The following is an 18,620-nucleotide window of genomic DNA, read 5'->3' as shown; positions in this document are numbered from 1 at the left end:
GACAACACTCATGAATGACACCTCGGTAGAGCAGGTCCGTGAAACAGTGCGAGAGCGGTACGCCGCAGCCGCGCAATCGGCCACCTGCTGTTCGGCGCCGTTGGACGACTCACAGGTCTTCGGCGGGTCACAGTACGACGAGTCCGTGAAATCGCTACTCCCCGAAGAAGCGATCATCGCCTCGCTGGGCTGCGGCAACCCCACCGCTCTTGCCGACTTCAAGCCCGGCGAGACCGTCCTCGACCTGGGCTCGGGCGGGGGTATCGACGTACTGCTGTCAGCGCAACGCGTCGGCCCCACCGGCAAGGCCTACGGCCTGGACATGACCGACGAGATGCTGGACCTCGCCCGACGAAATCAGGCGAAGGCCGACATCTCCAACGTTGAGTTCCTGAAAGGACACATCGAGGACATCCCCCTGCCCGACAACTCCGTCGACGTGATCATCTCCAACTGCGTGATCAACCTGTCGGGGGACAAGAGTCGAGTCTTCACAGAAGCCTTCCGCGTGCTACGACCCGGAGGCCGCCTGGCCGTCTCCGACGTGGTGCTCAGCCGTCCCCTACCCGATGAACTCGCCAGCATCACCGCCCTGTGGACCGGCTGCATCAGCGGCGCCCTCACCGAGACCGACTGTGTCTCCGGGCTGACCGATGCCGGATTCACAGCAGTGTCGGTGGACCCGACGAAGGTCTTCGACCGGGCCGCCCTGGAGGGACTTGTGAACGACGTACCCGAATCCGAAGTGCCCGCAGGGTTGGACGTCAATGACGCGCTCACCAGCCTGGACGGTGTGATCCGATCAGCGGCCATCCGGGCGGTCAAGCCCGGGGGGAACCCCGGGCCGCAACGCCCGTCATTCGCGTCTACGAGCCTGCGTTGTGCTGCAACACCGGGGTATGCGGGCCGGACGTCGACGAAGCCTTGGTGGAGTTCACCGCTGACCTGAACGCGCTTCAAGGCCGCGGCGTTGACATCGAACGGCACAACCTCGCCAACAACCCCCTGGCATTCGCCTCCAGCGACACGGTAAAAGGGTTCCTGCAGGTCGCTGGATCAGCCGGATTACCCCTGACAACGGTCAACGGAGTAACTGTGCTCACGGGAACCTATCCCAGTCGCAGTGACCTCGAACGCTACGCCGAGATCGCAGCGACTCCCACCTCAAGCTCATTGACGCTGCTCAACGACTCAGAAGGTGACTCCTGCTGCGGCAGCGGCGGATGCTGCTAATGCGCTTCCTCACCAGCCCACCCCGCTACTTGTTCTTCACCGGCAAGGGTGGGGTGGGCAAGACCTCCATCGCCAGCGCCACCGCCGTGGCCCTCGCCACCCCGACATGCCGCGTCCTCCTGGTCAGCACCGACCCCGCATCGAACATCGCCCAGGTGTTCGGCGTCACCATCGGCAACACCATCACCCCAGTCCCCGAAGTACCGGGACTCGACGCGCTGGAAATCGACCCGGAGCAGGCGGCGGACGCCTACCGCAACAGCATCATCGACCCCGTCCGGGACCTGCTGCCCGCTCCTGAGATCGCGGCGATCACCGAACAACTGTCTGGCTCGTGCACCACGGAGGTCGCTGCCTTCAACGAGTTCACCGCCCTGCTGACCAACGATGCCGCCTACCAGCGGTACGACCACATCATCTTCGACACCGCCCCGACCGGTCATACCATCCGGCTGCTGCAACTTCCCGGCTCCTGGACCGGGTTCCTTGACGACGGCAAGGGAGACGCCTCCTGCCTGGGGCCCCTGGCTGGACTCGACCAACAACGCACCCAGTACGCCGAGGCAGTCGCCACCCTTCAAGACCTGAAGCAGACACGCCTCATCCTCGTCACGCGCGCCCAACCTTCAGCGCTGCAGGAACTGTCTCGCACCTACCGGGAACTCGCCGACATCGGGATCACCGCATCGAACGTCGTCGTCAACGCGATCCTCCCCGACAGCGTCGAATCCCCAGCCCTCGACCAGGCGATTCGCCGGCGGGAGCACCACGCATTGGCCGCGATGTCCGGGCATGTCGCCGACCTTCCCCGCGACCTGATCCCCCTGCGTCCAGACAACGTCGTCGGACTCCCCGCGCTCCGGGTTCTGCTCAGTGAAGACACCGTAACCGGCACCCCAGTCGAGCCCGTAGATGGCACTCCAGCGCTACCGCATGGGCAACCTCATCGACTCGCTGGAGCAGCAAGGCCACGGACTGATCATGTGTATGGGCAAGGGTGGGGTCGGCAAGACCACGGTTGCAGCCGCAATCGCGGTCGCCCTCGCCGCGCGCGGCCACGACGTTCACCTCACCACCACCGACCCTGCGGCCCACCTCACCGATGTGCTGCCCGACAGCGTCGAACACCTCCGGGTCACCCGCGTCGACCCCGAACAAGCCACCACCGAATACCGCCAACGCGTCATGGCCACCAAAGGCAAGAATCTCGACGCCGACGGCAAAGCCCACCTCGCAGAAGACCTCCTGTCCCCCTGTACCGAGGAGATCGCCGTATTCCAGCAGTTCTCCCGCATCGTCCTCGAAGGCCGACGCCGCTTCGTGGTGGTGGACACAGCGCCGACCGGCCACACACTCCTCCTCCTCGACACCGCAGGCGCCTACCACCGAGACATGGTTCGACAGGCAGGAGACAACCTGTCGTTGCACACCCCTTTGATGCTGCTGCAGGACCCCGACCTCACCAAGGTCCTCATCGTCACCACTCCAGAACCCACCCCCGTCACCGAAGCCGAGCACCTTCAGATTGACCTGCTTCGGGCCGGAATCCACCCTTGGGCCTGGATCATCAACAACTCGATCGCCGCGGCCAACCCAGAATCGCCACTGCTGCAGCAACGAGCCCACCAGGAACTCGGCCAATACCTGCGAATCACCGAACTGGCTCAACGCCTAGCAGCCATCCCCATGCTGCCCACCGAACCAGTTGGTGCGGACGCCCTCACCGCACTGTCAGGCGACCCAGCCCACACATAACGAACCCGAGTCCTGGACGCCGCTCACGTCCAAGCGCCCCCAGACACTCCCCGTAGTGAGTGTCTACCTGAGCATTCAGTGAGCGCCTCGGTTTGAGATTTGAGCATCTGACATGAGATCCGACAACAGTGCCTACTCGCGAGCCATATCAACAAAACGGCTGTAGTGGCCTTGGAAGGCAACGGTGATCGTGTCAGTAGGGCCGTTGCGATGCTTCGCGACGATGAGGTCGGCCTCGCCGAGGCGACTGCTGTCCTTGTCGTAGGCATCTTCGCGGTGGATGAGGACCACCATGTCGGCATCCTGTTCGAGGCTGTTGTGCACGGCGACGCCATCGGCGATGAAGTTGTGACTGCCCAACACGGTGGCGTCGAAGACGTCCTGCCAGCCGATGTACTCGATGTCCGTGACCTCGTCCCACAGAATGTCGTTGGTGGCCACCAACTCCATCTCCTCGGAGTCGAAGACCCGCGCCAGCCGCTGCAGATGCCGCGCCTGTGAGTCGGGCAGGGTGACGTCCTCTGCGTAGCGGTCGACGAGCTCGGGGTCCATCTCGGGGTGAACGATGCGTTCGTCGATCGCCACTGTCGCGAACTGCTGCTCGAGCCCGGTCAGGTCGGCACCGGCGAGTACCTCACGAACCTCGCGCCACAGTTCTTTGGTCGCGTCGTTGGACGGGCCATTGGCTGGGTCGGAGGAATGGCCGCGGGGTTGCGCCTCCAGCGCGCCGAGGAACTCAGCCGCCGGCCGAGCCAAGAGGCCGATACCGCCGATCCGGCGCAGGAAGACCTTCTGGTCAGCGGGGTCATCGATCAGGACACGGAACACGAGGCCATCGGCCACGGACAGCGGCGTGACTCCGGCAGCGAGGCCGAACCGCAGAAGCAGCCGACTGACGTCTTCGGCGAGGCGCCGCGAGCCGGTCACGAACTGAACGACACCCCTTCCGCCCGCGGGATGGCGGGCAATGACGCCGCCGGCCGCCCACAGGTGGCGCAGGAAGATCGCAACCTGGCCCTTGGGGGCGGCGAACACCGGAGCCGGAACAACGGTGTCCGCGGCGGCGGGCAGCATCTGGTCGCGCCACTCACGCACCGGGTCCTCGTGGGAATCGGTGGGAGGAGACAGGTGGAGCGCAGAGATCCGATGATCGTCCGAACGGCCCGCTCGCACGCCGAATCGGCGCTGGACGGCGTCAGCCACGATGGCGATGTTGGTGGCACTGGCGCTGCGGTACTCGATATCTGCAGCTGTCCGGATGGATCCACTGCCGAGTAGATGTCCGAGCAGGATCAGCTCATCGGTGTCCATGGGAGTGGTCGTGCGGGGGGCGGGCACATGACGCACGGTGCCGATGCGTGTACCCGGTACCAGTTCGGCGACGTCGGTCCAGCCGGAATGTGTCAGTAGCGGGTGGTTGGCGGTGGCCTCGACGGTGCGGCCGGTGGCGGTGTGAATGCGGTACACCTCTCGGTGTCCCGTCGGGAAGACATGGGTCATGGTGCGCGGGCGATAACGCAAGGAGTCGTCCAGAGCCCACACGGGGATGTCCCGCGCCCCGGTGCGATACAACTCGCCCAAGGTGACCTCAGCTCCGGTGTCGGCGCGCATGACGCGAGTGGCAGCAGTGAGGCACCCGGATTCGCGCAGGTCGGACAGCATCGGCTTCTTGTCGTTGCGGGTCTCGGGTCCGCGGTTCAACTGACTGATCGCGATGACCGGGACTTCGAGTTCCTTGGCCAGGAGCTTCAACGAGCGCGAGAACTCGCTGACTTCCTGCTGGCGGGATTCGACTTTCTTGCCGGAGGACATCAACTGCATGTAGTCGACGATCACGAGGCGCAGGTCGTGGCGCTGCTTGAGTCGGCGGCACTTCGCCCGAATCTCGGTCATGGTCATGTTGGGCGAGTCGTCCACGAATAGCGGTGCCTCGTGCAGAACGCCTTGGCGGCTGGCGATCTTGCGCCATTCCGGATCATGCATCTTGCCCGACCGCATGTTGTGCAAGGGCACCTGCGCTTCGGCGCTGAGCAACCGCATCACGATCTCGTTGCGGCTCATCTCGAGGCTGAAGATGACACTGGCCAGACCGTGCTTGACGGAGGCCGAACGCGCGATGTCCAGGCCCAATGTCGAGTTGTGGGTGGGGACCATGGCTCGGCCGGCCAGGAAGAGATGCGAGTCATTGTCGACTTCGATGCACCTCACGGGCACAGACGTTACGGGACTGATCGCGGTCATGAAGCGCTGTTGTGCAGGTCCGTGGGCATAGCGGCCCCATCGCTCCTTGTGGAGCAGATCCTTGCGGTGCAGCATGAAGACCGGCTCGTCACAGGTGAAGGTGAGCAGGACGGTCGGTTGTGCCTGGCCACCCCGACCCGGCCCGGTGGTGACGGCTGCCGAGATTCCGAGAGTGGCCAGCAGTTCATGTAGGTCGGTGGCCATGGGCCGCGAACCGACCGGGATCTCGATGGTGCCTGATTCGTCGACATCGCCGGCGACATCGAGCAGTCCGGCCAGCAGTTCGCGGCGTTGCCTCAGTGAGGCACGCAGGTAACTGCGGGGGACGAAACCCCGGATGGACACGCCGGCGCGCTCGGCCCGGCCACTGACCTCGTCCAGATTGGTGTTGCGGCCCTCCAGCCACATGTCAATCTCGGGGTCGAGCCGGAAGTCGGGGTTGTCTCCGGCCGCCAACCACACTCCGAGGGCGTAGGGGTCGATGGGAAGATCACGCGGCGGCAGGTCGAGCCCGGTGACACCTGGCAACAACGGCAGGTCAGCGCCGTCGCAGCGGTTCAACCACGCCCCGAGTTCGCGAGTGGTGCGTACCAGCGCGCGGCCCCCCGCGGACAGGGTGACCTGCCACTGGTGATCAGCGTCCGCGACGACGGATGAGCCATCGGAGAACTCCACCCGGAAACAGTCTCGGTCGGTCATCGTGTCGGTGGCTGCGATCACCGTGGTGGGGCGGCCGTCGGGGCCCAGGACGCGATCACCGACAGCGAGATCCTCCATGACGGTCCAGCCGTCAGGGGTGGGGATGGCCGTGTCGAGCGCGAGTGCCTTGCCGATGGCGGGTCGCGCGGCCACGATGATCAACTGCCCGGCGTGCAGACCGTTGGTGAGCCGGTCAAGGTCGATGAAGCCGGTCGGTACCCCGACCATCTCGCCCCCCCGCGAGGCGATTGCTTCGATCTCGGTGACGGCGCCGTCCATGATGTCGGCGAGCGGCAGAAAGTCCTCGGCGGTGCGCAGGCTGGTGACGTCGAAGACCTCGGCCTGGGCCCGGTCGACGACCATGTCCACGTCGCCCTCACCGGCATACGCCCACTGGGTGATTCGAGTCCCGGCATCGACGAGACGGCGCCGCACGGCGGTGTCGCGCACGATCTCGGCGTAGTAGCCGGCGTTCGCGGCGGTCGGGACCGAGGCGACGAGCGTGTGGAGGTAGGTGGCGCCGCCGATCCGGTTCAGATCGCCGGACTCGGTGAGCCAGTGCGCCACGGTGATCGCATCAGCGGGTTCGCCGCGCGTGAACAGGTCGGTGATGGCCGCGAAGATGATCTGGTGCGCCGGGCGGTAGAAGTCCGCCTGGCGGATTATCTCGACGACATCCGCGACGGCATCCTTGCTCAGCAACATGCCACCCAGGACGGACTGTTCGGCGGCGATGTCTTGCGGCGGGGTGCGGTCCGAGGGCGCCTGGGTGACGACTGGCATGTCGGACGGTGGGGGCGGGTACTCCGCAATGGTCATCGTCGCCACCTTCCCGTCGTCGCCCGTCGTCGCCCGTCGTCCCACGTCGTCGTCCCGGCCGAACCGCTTCGCCGACGCTGATCTGCCTGATCAGCGGACTGCCGTTGCCTTGGTCGGCCTTGTGTGGAACTACCTGTACCGGAGCGGTCCGACAGTCCCGCCGGCTCGGCGGGGGCGGCGGCGGTTGTCCCACCCGTGCCGCCGCCGCCCACCGGCGGTAGCCCCCCACCAACGTGGCCCGTCTGCGATGCCCCCTCCAGGTCGACACCGCCGAGTCACCGGCCTGTTCCACACCCCTGCGAACCAGGCGTGACCGACGCTAGGTGCGAGGTGAAGCACTGTCCATCGTGATAATCCGCCACCTGTGGATAGTGATGTGGACAGCGTGAGTAGTCGTCGTCCACAGATGTGTGGATTGCCTGGGGAAATAGCTGTGATCTGAATCACGACACACCCTCTGACCAGGGAATCCTTGATCCACGGCCTGTGGATCACCAAGTAATCCTGGCGGTGAACCGCCCCACTGACTCGGATGGACGAATTGTGAACAAGTGAATCCCCGCATTACGTCAAGCACCAACCGCAGGCCTCGTTCCGGTCCGTCGTCAGCCCCGGGAGAGGTCCGAGTCGGGCTGGATCATCGTCAGCGCCGGGTGCGGCACCGAGTCAGGCGGGAACATGGTCAGCGCAGGATTCGACGCTGGGTCAGGCGGCGCCGGTCGTGTTCGTCGTCGGCAGATCGAACTGCTTGATGTTGCCGTTGGCGGGGTGGCCCTCCCCCATGGGTCCGCGCATCATCTCGAGCAACAGATTGGACGTCACCTTCTCGGCGAACTGGGTCGTCGGCCCGGGGGCGCCACCGCGCAGGGCCCGCAGGACCCACCCCATCGTCCCGACGGCGAACACGCCGGCACCGGAATCGGTGCTGTAGTAGGTCGAGTTGCTGACGGTCGACACACCACCGCAGTCGGTCGGACTGTTGGCCACGATCTGCAGGTTCTTGGGCGTGCCCGGCAGGGGGTAGGCGCGGTCGACCTCGATGTCCACCAAGCCCGAGTACGTGCGCGAGGTGTCTGCGCCATCGAAGAGGAAGAATCCGCGATCGGCGATCGTGTACTCCCCTGTGGCTGGGAAGCACTCGTAGTCCATGCCGACCAGCGACCGCTCGGCCTCGGCGCCCGGGTCGTCGCGGAACCGAGCCGTCGACTGATCACCGGACTCGGGGTCCTCGGCGGCCGACTTGTACACGACCTCCAGCGGTAGGTCTTGCGGACCCTTCTCGACCCGCACCCGCCAGTACATCGTGTTGGCGCCCAGGAAGGCCAGGTCGGCGCCGGCATCACGGGCGCGGGTCACCGCATCGCGCTCCGGACGGGTCCAGTACTCGTTGTGCCCCAACGACACGACACCTTCGGCGCCTCGCAACGGTTCCTCCGCACCATCGGCGAGGTCCGTGGCTGCGACGTAGGACACGGGAATCCCGAGCCGCTCGGCCAACACCACGACCGGATGCTCATAGCCGAGGTACTTGCCCGTCCCGGAGCCGTTCAGGTAGGGCCGCGAGAACGACACCGCCCGCGACCGGTCAGCGAAACCCCCCGGACCGGTGTACGCGGACCGTCCTCCCCACATGTTGTACGCCTGCCACGTGAGGTCACTCATGATGAAGACGATGCGACCTTGCGCGTCTGGTGAGCGCACCACCAAGGGGACGAGCCACTCCGCGCCGTTGTCCCCCACCAACCGCAGTAGATACATGCCCGGGATCCAGTCTGCCGTCTCGATGTCCACAGACGGTTGCCACTGCGCGTATGGCGTCGAGGTCGCCGCGATGAAGCCCTCGCCCGTCTGGCTCTGACCCCGCTGGGCGCCGGATTCCCACACCTTGCGGGCTTTGTCGCCGGAATACCAGCCGACCCGATAGGCCGTCACGTCGTAACGGTCGGCCGTGGTGGAGACGAAGAGTTGGACCCGTTCGCCCGGATCGATCGATGACCTGTCGGCATACGCGGACAGGGCATCGGGGTCATCGGCCCGCCGGATCGCCTGCCGCCAGGAGGGGTCGCCCGGCCGGTTGTTCTCGACCACCACCGGGTTCTCGGGCTGATCGGCCATGGTCGTCGCGTCGACCGGCGGTGTCTCGGGGGCCGGGGTTCCTCCGCATGCGGTCAAGGTCAGCGCGGCACAGGTGAGCAGGACGGTGGTACGCAGCACCTCCAGATTGTCGCCCACTGCAGGGGTACGGTCGGACGGTGCCCTACCTGATCACCGCTGTCTGTCTCGGAAACATCTGCCGATCGCCGATGGCCGAAGCTGTCCTGCGGCGCCGGTTCGACGACGCGGGTCTGGGTGCGGACGTCGTGGTCGACTCCGCGGGAACCGGCGGCTGGCACGTCGGAGCCGATGCCGACCCACGGGCGCTCGCGACGCTGGCGGCCGCAGGCTACGACCTCCGCCACAGCGCCCGCCGATTCCAGCCCGAATGGCTCGAGCGTTCGGACCTCGTCCTGGCCATGGACCGGGACAACTACGACGCCCTGCTCGAACTCGCCGAGCGGCACGACGTGCCGATCGAACACGTGCGCATGCTGCGCTCGTTCGATCCCGAAGCATCGGCGAACGCCGATGTCCCTGACCCGTACTACGGCGGAGCTGACGGATTCCACGATGTGCTCGCGATGATCGAGCGCGCCGCCGACGGCGTCGTACAGTTCGTGGCCGCTGAACTTCGGTCATGACCGAAGGGCCCGACCTCGCGACCTTGGGCGTGCGGGCGCGAAGTGTGCGGCCCATCGGCGGTGGTGACACCTGCCGAGCCTGGCGGGCCGAACTGGTCGACGGATCATCGGCGTTCGTCGAAACGAACTCCCGCCGGCGCCGTCGGGATGGCGGAGGTGGAGGCTGCCGGGCTGACCTGGTTGGCGCGCTCCGGGGCCGCGACACCGCGAGGTCCTCGCCGTGGGACCCGACGTGCTGGTGCTGCGCTGGGTGGATGCCTCGAGTCCCTCGCGAGCCGCGGCGGCCGCGTGTGGGCAGATGCTCGCCAGGCTGCACCAGACCACCGCCCCCACATTCGGAGTCGCCCCACCAGGGGCGGGCAACCCGGCGTTCGGGTGGGTCGGCAAGGTACGGGTGCCTTTCGGTGAACACGAGTCCTGGCCCGAGCACTACGTACACGACCGGTTGCAGCCCGCCCTGGCAGCGGCCACCGCGAACGGTGGGGTGGACTCGCGGATGACCGCCGCGATCGACGACCTGTGCGACGCCTTGCTGCGTCACCCCGAGGTGGCCGGACCGGCTCTCGCGCCAGCACCGATCCACGGTGACCTGTGGTCGGGCAATGTCATGTGGCAGTCCGAGGGGACGCTCCTCATCGACCCGGCGGCCTGCGGCGGCCACCCGGAGACGGACCTGGCCATGCTGCACCTGTTCGGGGCTCCGCACTTGGAAGGCATCATCGCCTCGTACTCGGCCACGCGACCCCTGCCCTCGGACTGGGTCCGGCGCATTCCGCTACACCAGGTGTTCCCACTGCTGGTGCATGCAGCGATGTTCGGACTCGGGTATGGCGAGCAGGCGGCGCAAGCAGCCCGCGCTGCCGTCGCGGTCCGTTCCTGATCGGCAACTCAGCCCGCTACGGTCGAGCTCGTGGATACCACTCAGATGTGGCTGTTCCTCGGCGCTGCGTTGACGCTTGTTGCCATCCCAGGGCCCGGGGTCCTCTACGTGGTGGCGCGCAGCGTCGACCAAGGGCGAACGGCCGGCTTGGTATCGGTGCTCGGGGTCGGGATCGGGAACTTCTGTCAGGTCCTGTTGGCTGCGGTGGGACTGGCTGCCGTGGTCGCCGCCTCGGCCACCGCCTTCGACATCATCCGCATCGCGGGCGGCTGCTATCTGATCTGGTTGGGTATCGCGCGACTGCGCAGCCGACCTGAGTGGCAGGATCAGATCGCGACCCGGGTCCCGCATCGCCGGATCCTCATGCAAGGTGTCTGGGTCGCTGCGCTGAATCCGAAGACGGCGTTGTTCTTCGTCGCCTTTCTGCCACAGTTCATCGATGCCGAGTCCGGAGCCGTCGGGATCCAGATCCTGATTCTCGGCACCATCTTCGTGCTGCTGGCCCTGATCGGTGACTCGCTCTACGCCCTCTTGGCCGGAACGATCGCCCAGAAACTCTCGGTACGCGGAACGGGGCCCGCATGGGCATCGGGTTCTCGATACGTCGCCGCTGGCGTCTACTTCGTCCTCGGTCTACTGGCGCTCTTCGGGACCCGACGTCCGGCCTGACCCCCATCGGGCCTCCGCCCGCCCGCGAACTGAAGAGGCCCAGCACCTGGCGCGGGAGCGCCACAAACCGGTGCGGAGCGCGCGCTCCGTTGAGGAGCCGCTTCTGCGCCAGCGCTGACCAGTTGCGCCACGCACCGACCGACGTCGCTCAGGAACGAACTGCCGCGGACTCAAGCAGAGATGACCGACACAGTGACGGTCGCGCTGACCTCGGGATGAAGGACCACCGTGACTTGATGCTCCCCGATGTGCTTGATCGGGTGATCGATCTGCAACCGCTGGCGATCGAGATCGGGGCCACCGGCTGCCTTGATCGCCTGAGCGATGTCCTTCGCGCTGACCGATCCGAACAGCTGCCCGGTGTCCCCGGCCTTGGCGGGCACGGTCACGGACAACGCCTCGAGTTCGGTCTTGAGTTCGTCTGGCGTGACCGAGATCGCGCACCTCCCGTACTTCGCGCGAGCGCTTGATCTGCGCGATCTGCTTCTCGGCTCCACGGGTCCACGCGATCGCGTGGCCCTGCGGCACGAGGTAGTTGCGTCCGTATCCGTCCTTGACCTCGACGACGTCACCGGGGGAGCCGAGGTTGGAAATCTCACGAGTCAGGATCAGTTTCATGATTCCGTCTCCTGTCAGCGGGCGGTCGAGGTGTAGGGGAGCAGCGCCATCTCGCGGGCGTTCTTGACGGCCGTCGCGATCTCTCGCTGGTGCTGGCTGCAGTTGCCGGTGACCCGGCGGGCCCGGATCTTGCCACGATCGGAGATGAACTTGCGCAACAGCGACGTGTCCTTGTAGTCGATGTAGGGGGCTTTCTCCGAGCAGAACTGGCACGGCTTCTTGCGCACGGGGCGCACAATCTGCTTCGTCATTGGTGTTCTCCTGTCAGCCCGGCACACAGGGCCGGGAAGTTGGGAACCTGAGGGGGGTCAGGTTGAGTGGGGGTTGGGTCCTCGGTCGGACGACTACGGTCGGACGAGGACAGGTCGGTCGGACGCGAGTCGGTCAGAAGGGGGGTCGGTCAGAAGGGGTCAGAGGGGGGAGTGTCGGATGCGGGAGCGGACGCCCACGGGTCATCGGCTGCTGCGCCGAAGCCTCCCCCACCGCTGTTGCCACCGCTGGAGAATCCGCCCTCACGGGAAATGCGGTTGACCTTGGCGGTCGCGTTGCGCAGTGCCGGGCCGACATCGTCGACCTCGACCTCGAACACGGTGCGCTTCTCGCCCTCACGCGTCTCATAGGAACGCTGCTTGAGCCGTCCGGTGACGATCACCCGCATGCCCTTGCTGAGGGATTCCGCGACGTTCTCGGCGTATTGGCGCCACACGTTGCACGTCAAGAACAGCGAGTCGCCGTCCTTCCACTCGTTGGCGTTCTTGTCGAAGAACCGAGGAGTCGAAGCGATTCGGAACGACGCGACCGCCGCACCGGAGGGCGTGAACCGCAGTTCCGGGTCGGCAACCATGTTGCCGACAACAGTGATGGTGGTATCTCCAGCTGCCATGTTCCCTACTTCGCTTCCGGGCGGACGACTTTGGTGCGCAGCACCGATTCGTTGAGGCTGAGTTGACGGTCGAGTTCCTTGACAGCGTCCGGGGTGCACGTCACGTCGAGCACCGCGTAGATGCCGTCGGACTGCTTGTTGATCTCGTAGGCCATGCGGCGCCGGCCCCAGACATCGATGTTGGCCACCTCGCCCCCACCGTGACGGATCACGTTCAAGAACGTGTCGAGAGTGGGCTGCACGGTGCGCTCCTCCAGATCGGGAGCGAGGATCACCATGACCTCGTATTTGCGCGCGTTCACACCTGCCTCCTTCGGACTCGGACGGCCATGGACGTTCCATGGCAGGAGGGTCTCTGCGCCTCCCCGACCGACGCCAGCCGGTGGAACCGGTGCTGATGCCCGGCGGGAAGTTTCCCCAGGGTAGCCGCTGCCCCCCGCTGCGCGGAAATCACGTTCCCAGCGGAGGACGTCCGGCGCCCAGGAGTGCATCACCTTTCGGTATCGGACTCGCCCCTCCCCCGACGGCGGAGCTCGCGCACAGCCGGACGTCATCCCGCCACCGGGTGCCGCGCTCCCGCCGGATACGGCGACATCGGGGAAATGCCGGGCCGACGTAGACTCCCTCAGGTGCGCATCGCCACCTGGAACATCAACTCCGTGAACCGCCGACTGGAGCACCTCACCACCTGGATGGCCAGCGCCCAACCGGACGTGCTGTGCATCCAGGAGACCAAGTGCGCCACCGCAGACTTCCCCGATCTCGTGTTCTCCGGACTCGGGTACGAGTCGGTGGCATTGGGTTCCGGAGCGTGGAACGGTGTGGCCATCGTGAGTCGCGTCGGGTCTGACTGATGTCCGGGACAACTTGGCGGAGCAGCCCGAATGGGAGGGCAAGATCGAACCCCGGGCCATCGCCGCGACCTGCGGTGGGCTGCGGATTTGGAGTCTGTACATCCCGAACGGTCGCACGGTCGACCACGAGCACTACCAATACAAACTCCGCTGGCTGGGGGCCCTGAACGAGACTGCCCGCGCCGAGATGACCGCTCACCGCGACCTGGCTCTCATGGGGGACTTCAACGTCGCCCCCACCGACTCCGATGTCTACGACATCGAGGCTTTCCGCGACAGCACTCATGTGACCGAGCAGGAACGCGCTGGACTCAAACTGCTCGAGGCCGGCGGGCTCACCGAGATCGAGCCTCGCCCGCTGAAGTACGAGCATGCGTTCACTTTCTGGGACTACCGGCAGTTGGCGTTTCCCAAGAACCGAGGCATGCGCATCGACCTCGTCTACGCCACCCCTGCGGTCGCCCAACGTGTGACCGACGCCTACTCCGACCGGGAAGCGCGCAAAGGCAAATCCGCGTCGGACCACGCACCCGTCGTCGTCGACCTGTCCGACTGAGCCATGGCACTGTCCGTCCGGACCATCAGCGCGGCCGAACACCGCGTCTACATCGCTTCTCAGCCCAGCGTTCCTCTGGAACAGACACCGGGCTGGGGTCGAGGGTTCGTCGCCGCCCGCACTGAGTCCGTCGGGTGGTTCGACGGGGAGACCCTCATCGGAGCCGGACTCTTCCGCTACCGAGGTCTGCCGCGGCTGCCGATGCGGTCGGTGGCGGTGTTCGAGTCCGGCCCGGACATCGACTGGACGGGGCGGCGTCGGCCCCGGTATTCCCTGTCCAACTGGTTGGACCCGCTCGTCGACCACCTCCGGGAACGCGGCGTATTCACTGCCCGCGTGAACCCGGTGGTGGCGTCCCGCGAGTGGTGGGGGTTCGATCCCTCCGAACGAGCGGCGGGCAAGGAACTCGTTCTGCACCGGCCCACCGACCCGATGCAGGATTCCCGCCTCGTCGCAGACCGCCTGGCCACCGCGCGATGGCGCAGGATGACCACCGCACCGGAGACCTTCCTCGCCGAAGTGGTCCTCACCCGCCGTCCAAGTCCCGGTGAGCCCGGGACCGACTCGCAGGCACTGGCGGCGGGGTACACCGTGCGACCCGGCACTGTCGATGACCTGGCCGCCGTCCACTCCGCGATCACCGCCGCCCACGGTGGCCTGAGCCTTCCCGGTCTCAAGGACCTGACCCAACGTTGGCGGGGACTGGCGGGCGACGATTTCGCCGGGGTGTCGCTGCTGGTCGTCGAGCGCGACGGCGCTGTCGCCTACGGGGGGCTGTACGCGACAGTCGGAGACCGCGCGTGGGATCTATCCACACCACTGCCGCTGCCCGACGCCGATCAAGCAGTGGTACAGATGCTGCGTAATCAGATCATGTCCCGCAGCAGGACCCGTGGCGCTCGCACACTCGCGGTCCCCACCATCACGGCCGAGCGACGGGCTCCCGTGCGTTCACCGGCACCGGGATGGCCACCCGTGCACCTGGCCCAACTGATGGGAACCTGGCACTTCCCGGTGAGGGCAACTTGGCATGGGGTCCTGGCACCGGTGGTCGACCGCATCATGCTCTGAGCCGGATCCACCGGTCCTTCGGCTACTGCGCGCCACCGAGGACCAGTGATCAGGGTTCGGCGAAGTGGCCTGCGAAGGAGAGCGGCTCGGGTGGAGCCCGCTTGCAGGAGGGAGCCCTCTCGCCGGGGACTCCTTTCGCTTGCGATCGCTAGAATCGGGCATGTGACGTGGACCAGCCCGTCACTGCTTCCAAGGGGATGAGGCTTCCGGGGAATGAAGCTTCCAAGGGGATGGATGAACTTCCAGGGAATGAATCAGATCCGGGGGAATTGATGAAAATGTGGAAACGCATTGCCCTCGCTGTCGCAGTCGTCATCGTCTTGGGCCTTGTGGGTTTCGCGGTGTCGCTGCGATCGGACTACCAGCGCCAGGCTGAGACGATCTACTTCAACGGCAACGTCCTCACCATGGACGACTCCCTGCCTCGTGCCCAGGCAGTGCTGGTCCGCGACGGCCGGGTCATATCCGTGGGTGACTCGGAGTCGATACTGCGACAGCAGACTCCCGATACGGTCCTCGTCGATCTCGACGGGAAGACGATGATGCCCGGATTCATCGACGCCCACAGTCACGTCGACATCTCCGCATTCCTGCACAGCATGATCGACTTGTCCGGGTTCACGCACAAACGGAACTCAGACGTGTGGGCCACACTCAAGGCAGCAGTGCCTGACTACGAGAAGGGTGAGTGGATCGCCGGTCGGGGCCTGGATCCCATCCTCACCACTGATCTCCGCACTCCGACTCGGAAGAAGCTGGATCGCATCGCCCCGGACAACCCTCTGGTGATCTTGTCCCAGACACTGCACAACTACTGGGCCAATTCCGCCGCGCTCGAGGCCGCGGGCATCACCGACGACACCCGGACCCTTCGGATGCCAGCTACTACGGTCGGGACAAGGCCGGCCGTCTGAACGGCGAGATCGTGGAACAGGCCGCATTCGAGCCGATCAAGCAGGCCTATCTGGACGCGACTCCGAAGAAGGAGCTACTGGCCAGCTTCGCGGAAACCATGCGCCAGTACGCAGCCAACGGCAACACGACCGTGGTCAGCGCCGGGCTGACATCGGATCAGAAGGTGATGTTCTGGCTCGAGCAGAACCTCTCCGCAGAGCAGCCCATCCTGCTCGGTCAACTCCTGAACCGGGTGGGGTTGTTCCCCAGCCGGGAGCCCTTCCCGCGGCACTACATCTACGTTCGACCGGAGATGACGGAACTGCTCCCGGATAACCCTGACAACGGCGACGACTCGTTCCGCGTCCTAGGCGTGAAGCTGTGGTACGACGGCTCGCCGTACGTCGGGTCGGCGTACCTCTCGGAGCCGTACAAGAAGTCGGAACTGACGCTCGAGGACATGGATCTCGAACCGGGTCACACGGGTGAGCCCCTCATCTCGGTTCCCGAACTGACGGCAGCAATCGAGAAGTACAACGCCGCGGGCTGGCAGTTGATCGTGCACGCCCAGGGGGATCAGGCCCTGGACGACGTCGCCCGCGCTTTCGAGTCGGCCGGTCGGCAACTCGACCTTCACCCCTACCGCGACAGGATCGAGCACGGAGTCCTGATGCGCCCCAAACAGCTCATGCGGATGTGGGACCTCGGAGTCTCCCCGAGTTTCCACATCAATCACCTCTACTACTACGGCGAAGCATTGGAAGACTCGATCCTGGGTCGCCAGCGCACTGACATGGCGCTACCAGTGCGATCGGCCGGCTTGGCCGGTATCCCCTACAGCTTGCACGCGGACCAACCCATGTTCGAGAGCAAACCCTTCCACCTGATGTACACAGCCATCACCCGCAGGTCAGCGCAGGGGAGTAGATACGGAAGTGATGAGTCGATTGCAGTGCCCGAAGCCCTGCGGGCGATGACCATCGATGCGGCCTGGCAGATCCGAGCTGAGGACAAGCTGGGTTCCATCAGCCCCGGCAAGTACGCCGACCTCGTCGTCCTCGACCGCGATCCACTCCGGACGCCCATGCCGCAGTTCCGTGACATCACGGTCCTGCGGACCATCGTCAATGGCAACGAGGTGGATCTCAGCGGGTCGGCGGACAGCCCAACTGCATCTCCCGCACACTGACTGCCCCACCGGCACGTTGGGCTCAGCAACAGAACTGGTCAGGGCTTCGCAACCGAGCCCGCGGCGGGGACCGCCGCGACCGGGTCCGCCGGCGTGGGGGGCCGGCCCCAGTCGGGGACACCATCGAGCACTCCTCCGCCCGGATCATCGCTGTGCTCGGGGACTCCGTCGGAACGCACGGGGTCGTGACTGGGCCACACAATGTCGCGAACCACGAGCCCAGCGAACAGCACCGTGGCCCCGATGTGCACCATGATGGCTGCCGCGTACCACTGCTCGGGCAGTCCTTTGTTCTCGCCGGACAGCCCGACGAGGTACCACCACACCGAGACGAAATAGACGGCCTCGGCCAACTGCCACCAGATGACATCGCGCCACCGCGGTCGGGCAAGAATGGCCAGTGGGAGCAGCCACAGCACGAACTGCGGCGAGTAGACCTTGTTCGTCACCAGGAACGCGGCCACCACAAGGAATGAGACCTGAGCGATACGGGGGCGTCGCGGCGCGAGCAGGATCAAAGCACCCAGAGCGGCGCACAGAATAAGGAACGCCGCCGTTGCGACGTTGTTCAGGACCTCCGCGGAAACGCCGAATCCGGCTGTCTGCAAGGCCAACCACAAGGACCCGAAATCCTGGCCGCGCTCCGCCGAGAACGTGAAGAAGTACGACCAGCCATCGAATCCCTTCACCATGACGGGCACGTTGACCGCGAGCCACGCGGCGATCGTCGCGGCCAACGTGATGGCGAAGTCCCGCAGCCGCCACCCTCGCAGGCACAACAGGAACAGTGGTCCGAGCAGAAGCAGGGGATAGAACTTGGCCGCGACGGCGAGCCCCAGCGCGATGCCGGCCCAGGCCGGATGCCGACGCGACCAGGCGAGCAGGAACAGGGCAGTCAGCGCGACCGCGGGCCAATCCCAGTTGACCAAAGACGCCAGGAGCATCGCCGGCGCAGCGGCCAACATGAGCCCGTCCCAGACCCGACCCCGAACGGTGAGCGCGGTGGCGACCAACGCCGTGAGGAAGAAGGCGAACAAAGCGATCGCATTGACGACGTAGAACACCGTGGCATCCGGTGCGCCGCCGGTGAGCAGCCGGGTGACTGCTGCCAACACCCACAGCAGGCCTCCGATCAGGACCGGGTACTCCAGAGGGTGCCCGGACGTCGGCCATTCCAGGTAAGGGACCATTCCGTCGGCCAGACCGCGCAACGAGTACAGCACCGGGATGTCCGAGTAGCACAGCGCCTCATAGCGGTCCGGATCCAACCAACCGTTGCTGATACAGGGGTAGGTGCGCAGAAACCCGAGCCAGAAAACGGCGCTGCCCACGATGACGATGATCCGCAACGGGGTCCAGAGGCCGCCACCCGCGCTATGGCTGCCCGCCGGCCCACCCAGGATCTCGGCACCGGCCGCCATGGCGGGATCGGACCGGGTGGGGGCGACGGTCGGGATCCCTTCGGGTCCACTACCCGGCACCGACTTCACGGGAGGACTCTACGCGGTCGGGTGATGCGGG

General features: G+C 65.9%; 17 protein-coding genes and 2 pseudogenes. 12 read left to right on the top strand and 7 right to left on the bottom strand.

All coding sequences use genetic code 11. The annotated features are described in order from the left end of the window. Positions 1-10: 10 nt before the first annotated feature. The 4 genes and pseudogenes from arsM to V9E98_05490 all read left to right on the top strand — a co-directional run bounded on the left by arsM (position 11) and on the right by V9E98_05490 (position 2,988). On the top strand, positions 11-949 hold the full coding sequence (arsM, locus tag V9E98_05505; protein ID MEI2716440.1) for an arsenite methyltransferase: 939 nt from the start codon (positions 11-13) through the stop codon (positions 947-949). Further along, positions 880-1,233 (top strand): arsenite efflux transporter metallochaperone ArsD, encoded by a 354-nt coding sequence (gene arsD / locus V9E98_05500; GenBank protein ID MEI2716439.1) that lies wholly within the window; start codon positions 880-882, stop codon positions 1,231-1,233. The genes arsM and arsD overlap by 70 nt, the downstream gene beginning before the upstream one ends. Continuing rightward, positions 1,224-2,045: pseudogene (locus V9E98_05495) on the top strand (TRC40/GET3/ArsA family transport-energizing ATPase). The gene arsD and the pseudogene V9E98_05495 overlap by 10 nt, the downstream one beginning before the upstream one ends. A gap of 100 nt (positions 2,046-2,145) precedes the next feature. Beyond that, on the top strand, positions 2,146-2,988 hold the full coding sequence (locus V9E98_05490; protein MEI2716438.1) for an ArsA-related P-loop ATPase: 843 nt from the start codon (positions 2,146-2,148) through the stop codon (positions 2,986-2,988). 132 nt (positions 2,989-3,120) lie between these two features. Here V9E98_05490 and dnaB read toward each other — a convergent pair whose 3' ends face one another. Both dnaB and V9E98_05480 read right to left on the bottom strand, forming a co-directional pair. Next, complete coding sequence (gene dnaB / locus V9E98_05485) at positions 3,121-6,711, bottom strand: replicative DNA helicase (GenBank protein MEI2716437.1); 3,591 nt, start codon at positions 6,709-6,711, stop codon at positions 3,121-3,123. Positions 6,712-7,452: 741 nt separating this feature from the next. Continuing rightward, entirely contained in the window at positions 7,453-8,961 is a 1,509-nt protein-coding gene (locus tag V9E98_05480) for a N,N-dimethylformamidase beta subunit family domain-containing protein (GenBank protein ID MEI2716436.1), read from the bottom strand. Positions 8,962-8,999: 38 nt separating this feature from the next. On the opposite strand from V9E98_05480, the gene V9E98_05475 reads away from it, so the two are divergent. The 3 genes from V9E98_05475 to V9E98_05465 all read left to right on the top strand — a co-directional run bounded on the left by V9E98_05475 (position 9,000) and on the right by V9E98_05465 (position 11,034). Then, positions 9,000-9,485 (top strand): low molecular weight protein-tyrosine-phosphatase, encoded by a 486-nt coding sequence (locus V9E98_05475; protein MEI2716435.1) that lies wholly within the window; start codon positions 9,000-9,002, stop codon positions 9,483-9,485. Positions 9,486-9,705: 220 nt separating this feature from the next. After that, entirely contained in the window at positions 9,706-10,365 is a 660-nt protein-coding gene (locus tag V9E98_05470) for a fructosamine kinase family protein (GenBank protein ID MEI2716434.1), read from the top strand. Positions 10,366-10,395: 30 nt separating this feature from the next. Further along, on the top strand, positions 10,396-11,034 hold the full coding sequence (locus tag V9E98_05465; protein ID MEI2716433.1) for a LysE family translocator: 639 nt from the start codon (positions 10,396-10,398) through the stop codon (positions 11,032-11,034). 170 nt (positions 11,035-11,204) lie between these two features. Here V9E98_05465 and rplI read toward each other — a convergent pair. From rplI to rpsF, 4 genes and pseudogenes are all read right to left on the bottom strand, one after another. Beyond that, positions 11,205-11,652, bottom strand: a pseudogene (rplI, locus tag V9E98_05460) (50S ribosomal protein L9). Between the two features lie 14 nt (positions 11,653-11,666). Continuing rightward, entirely contained in the window at positions 11,667-11,903 is a 237-nt protein-coding gene (gene rpsR / locus V9E98_05455; protein ID MEI2716432.1) for a 30S ribosomal protein S18, read from the bottom strand. A gap of 149 nt (positions 11,904-12,052) precedes the next feature. Further along, complete coding sequence (locus V9E98_05450) at positions 12,053-12,535, bottom strand: single-stranded DNA-binding protein (GenBank protein MEI2716431.1); 483 nt, start codon at positions 12,533-12,535, stop codon at positions 12,053-12,055. A 5-nt stretch (positions 12,536-12,540) separates the two neighbouring features. Continuing rightward, positions 12,541-12,837: a 30S ribosomal protein S6 gene (rpsF, locus tag V9E98_05445; GenBank protein ID MEI2716430.1), complete on the bottom strand. Its 297-nt coding sequence runs from the start codon at positions 12,835-12,837 to the stop codon at positions 12,541-12,543. A 327-nt stretch (positions 12,838-13,164) separates the two neighbouring features. Between rpsF and V9E98_05440 the strand changes: the two genes are divergently transcribed. From V9E98_05440 to V9E98_05420, 5 genes are all read left to right on the top strand, one after another. Continuing rightward, a complete protein-coding gene (locus tag V9E98_05440; GenBank protein MEI2716429.1) occupies positions 13,165-13,389 on the top strand; it encodes an endonuclease/exonuclease/phosphatase family protein in 225 nt (74 codons plus the stop codon). A gap of 13 nt (positions 13,390-13,402) precedes the next feature. Continuing rightward, on the top strand, positions 13,403-13,945 hold the full coding sequence (locus V9E98_05435) for an exodeoxyribonuclease III (protein MEI2716428.1): 543 nt from the start codon (positions 13,403-13,405) through the stop codon (positions 13,943-13,945). Between the two features lie 3 nt (positions 13,946-13,948). Beyond that, positions 13,949-15,016, top strand: coding sequence for a hypothetical protein (locus V9E98_05430; GenBank protein ID MEI2716427.1), 1,068 nt, complete (start codon positions 13,949-13,951; stop codon positions 15,014-15,016). Between the two features lie 272 nt (positions 15,017-15,288). Further along, entirely contained in the window at positions 15,289-15,930 is a 642-nt protein-coding gene (locus V9E98_05425) for an amidohydrolase family protein (GenBank protein ID MEI2716426.1), read from the top strand. Further along, positions 15,831-17,099: an amidohydrolase family protein gene (locus tag V9E98_05420; GenBank protein MEI2716425.1), complete on the top strand. Its 1,269-nt coding sequence runs from the start codon at positions 15,831-15,833 to the stop codon at positions 17,097-17,099. Before V9E98_05425 ends, V9E98_05420 begins: the two co-directional genes overlap by 100 nt. Positions 17,100-17,137: 38 nt before the next feature. Here the strand turns inward: V9E98_05420 and V9E98_05415 are convergent, their stop codons facing one another. After that, entirely contained in the window at positions 17,138-18,589 is a 1,452-nt protein-coding gene (locus V9E98_05415; protein ID MEI2716424.1) for a glycosyltransferase 87 family protein, read from the bottom strand. Between the last annotated feature and the right edge of the window lie 31 nt (positions 18,590-18,620).

This window comes from Candidatus Nanopelagicales bacterium (assembly GCA_037045355.1).
Taxonomy (GTDB): domain Bacteria; phylum Actinomycetota; class Actinomycetes; order S36-B12.
Note: the sequence above shows the minus strand (reverse complement) of the source record. Positions and strands in the feature narration are given on the sequence as shown.

Coding starts and splice junctions, on each gene's coding strand:
- dnaB (MEI2716437.1), bottom strand. CDS start 6,711: ATGCCAGTCGTCACCCAGGCGCCCTCGGACCGCACCCCGCCGCAAGAC.
- V9E98_05430 (MEI2716427.1), top strand. CDS start 13,949: ATGGCACTGTCCGTCCGGACCATCAGCGCGGCCGAACACCGCGTCTAC.
- V9E98_05490 (MEI2716438.1), top strand. CDS start 2,146: ATGGCACTCCAGCGCTACCGCATGGGCAACCTCATCGACTCGCTGGAG.
- arsM (MEI2716440.1), top strand. CDS start 11: ATGAATGACACCTCGGTAGAGCAGGTCCGTGAAACAGTGCGAGAGCGG.
- rpsR (MEI2716432.1), bottom strand. CDS start 11,903: ATGACGAAGCAGATTGTGCGCCCCGTGCGCAAGAAGCCGTGCCAGTTC.
- V9E98_05450 (MEI2716431.1), bottom strand. CDS start 12,535: ATGGCAGCTGGAGATACCACCATCACTGTTGTCGGCAACATGGTTGCC.
- V9E98_05425 (MEI2716426.1), top strand. CDS start 15,289: ATGAAAATGTGGAAACGCATTGCCCTCGCTGTCGCAGTCGTCATCGTC.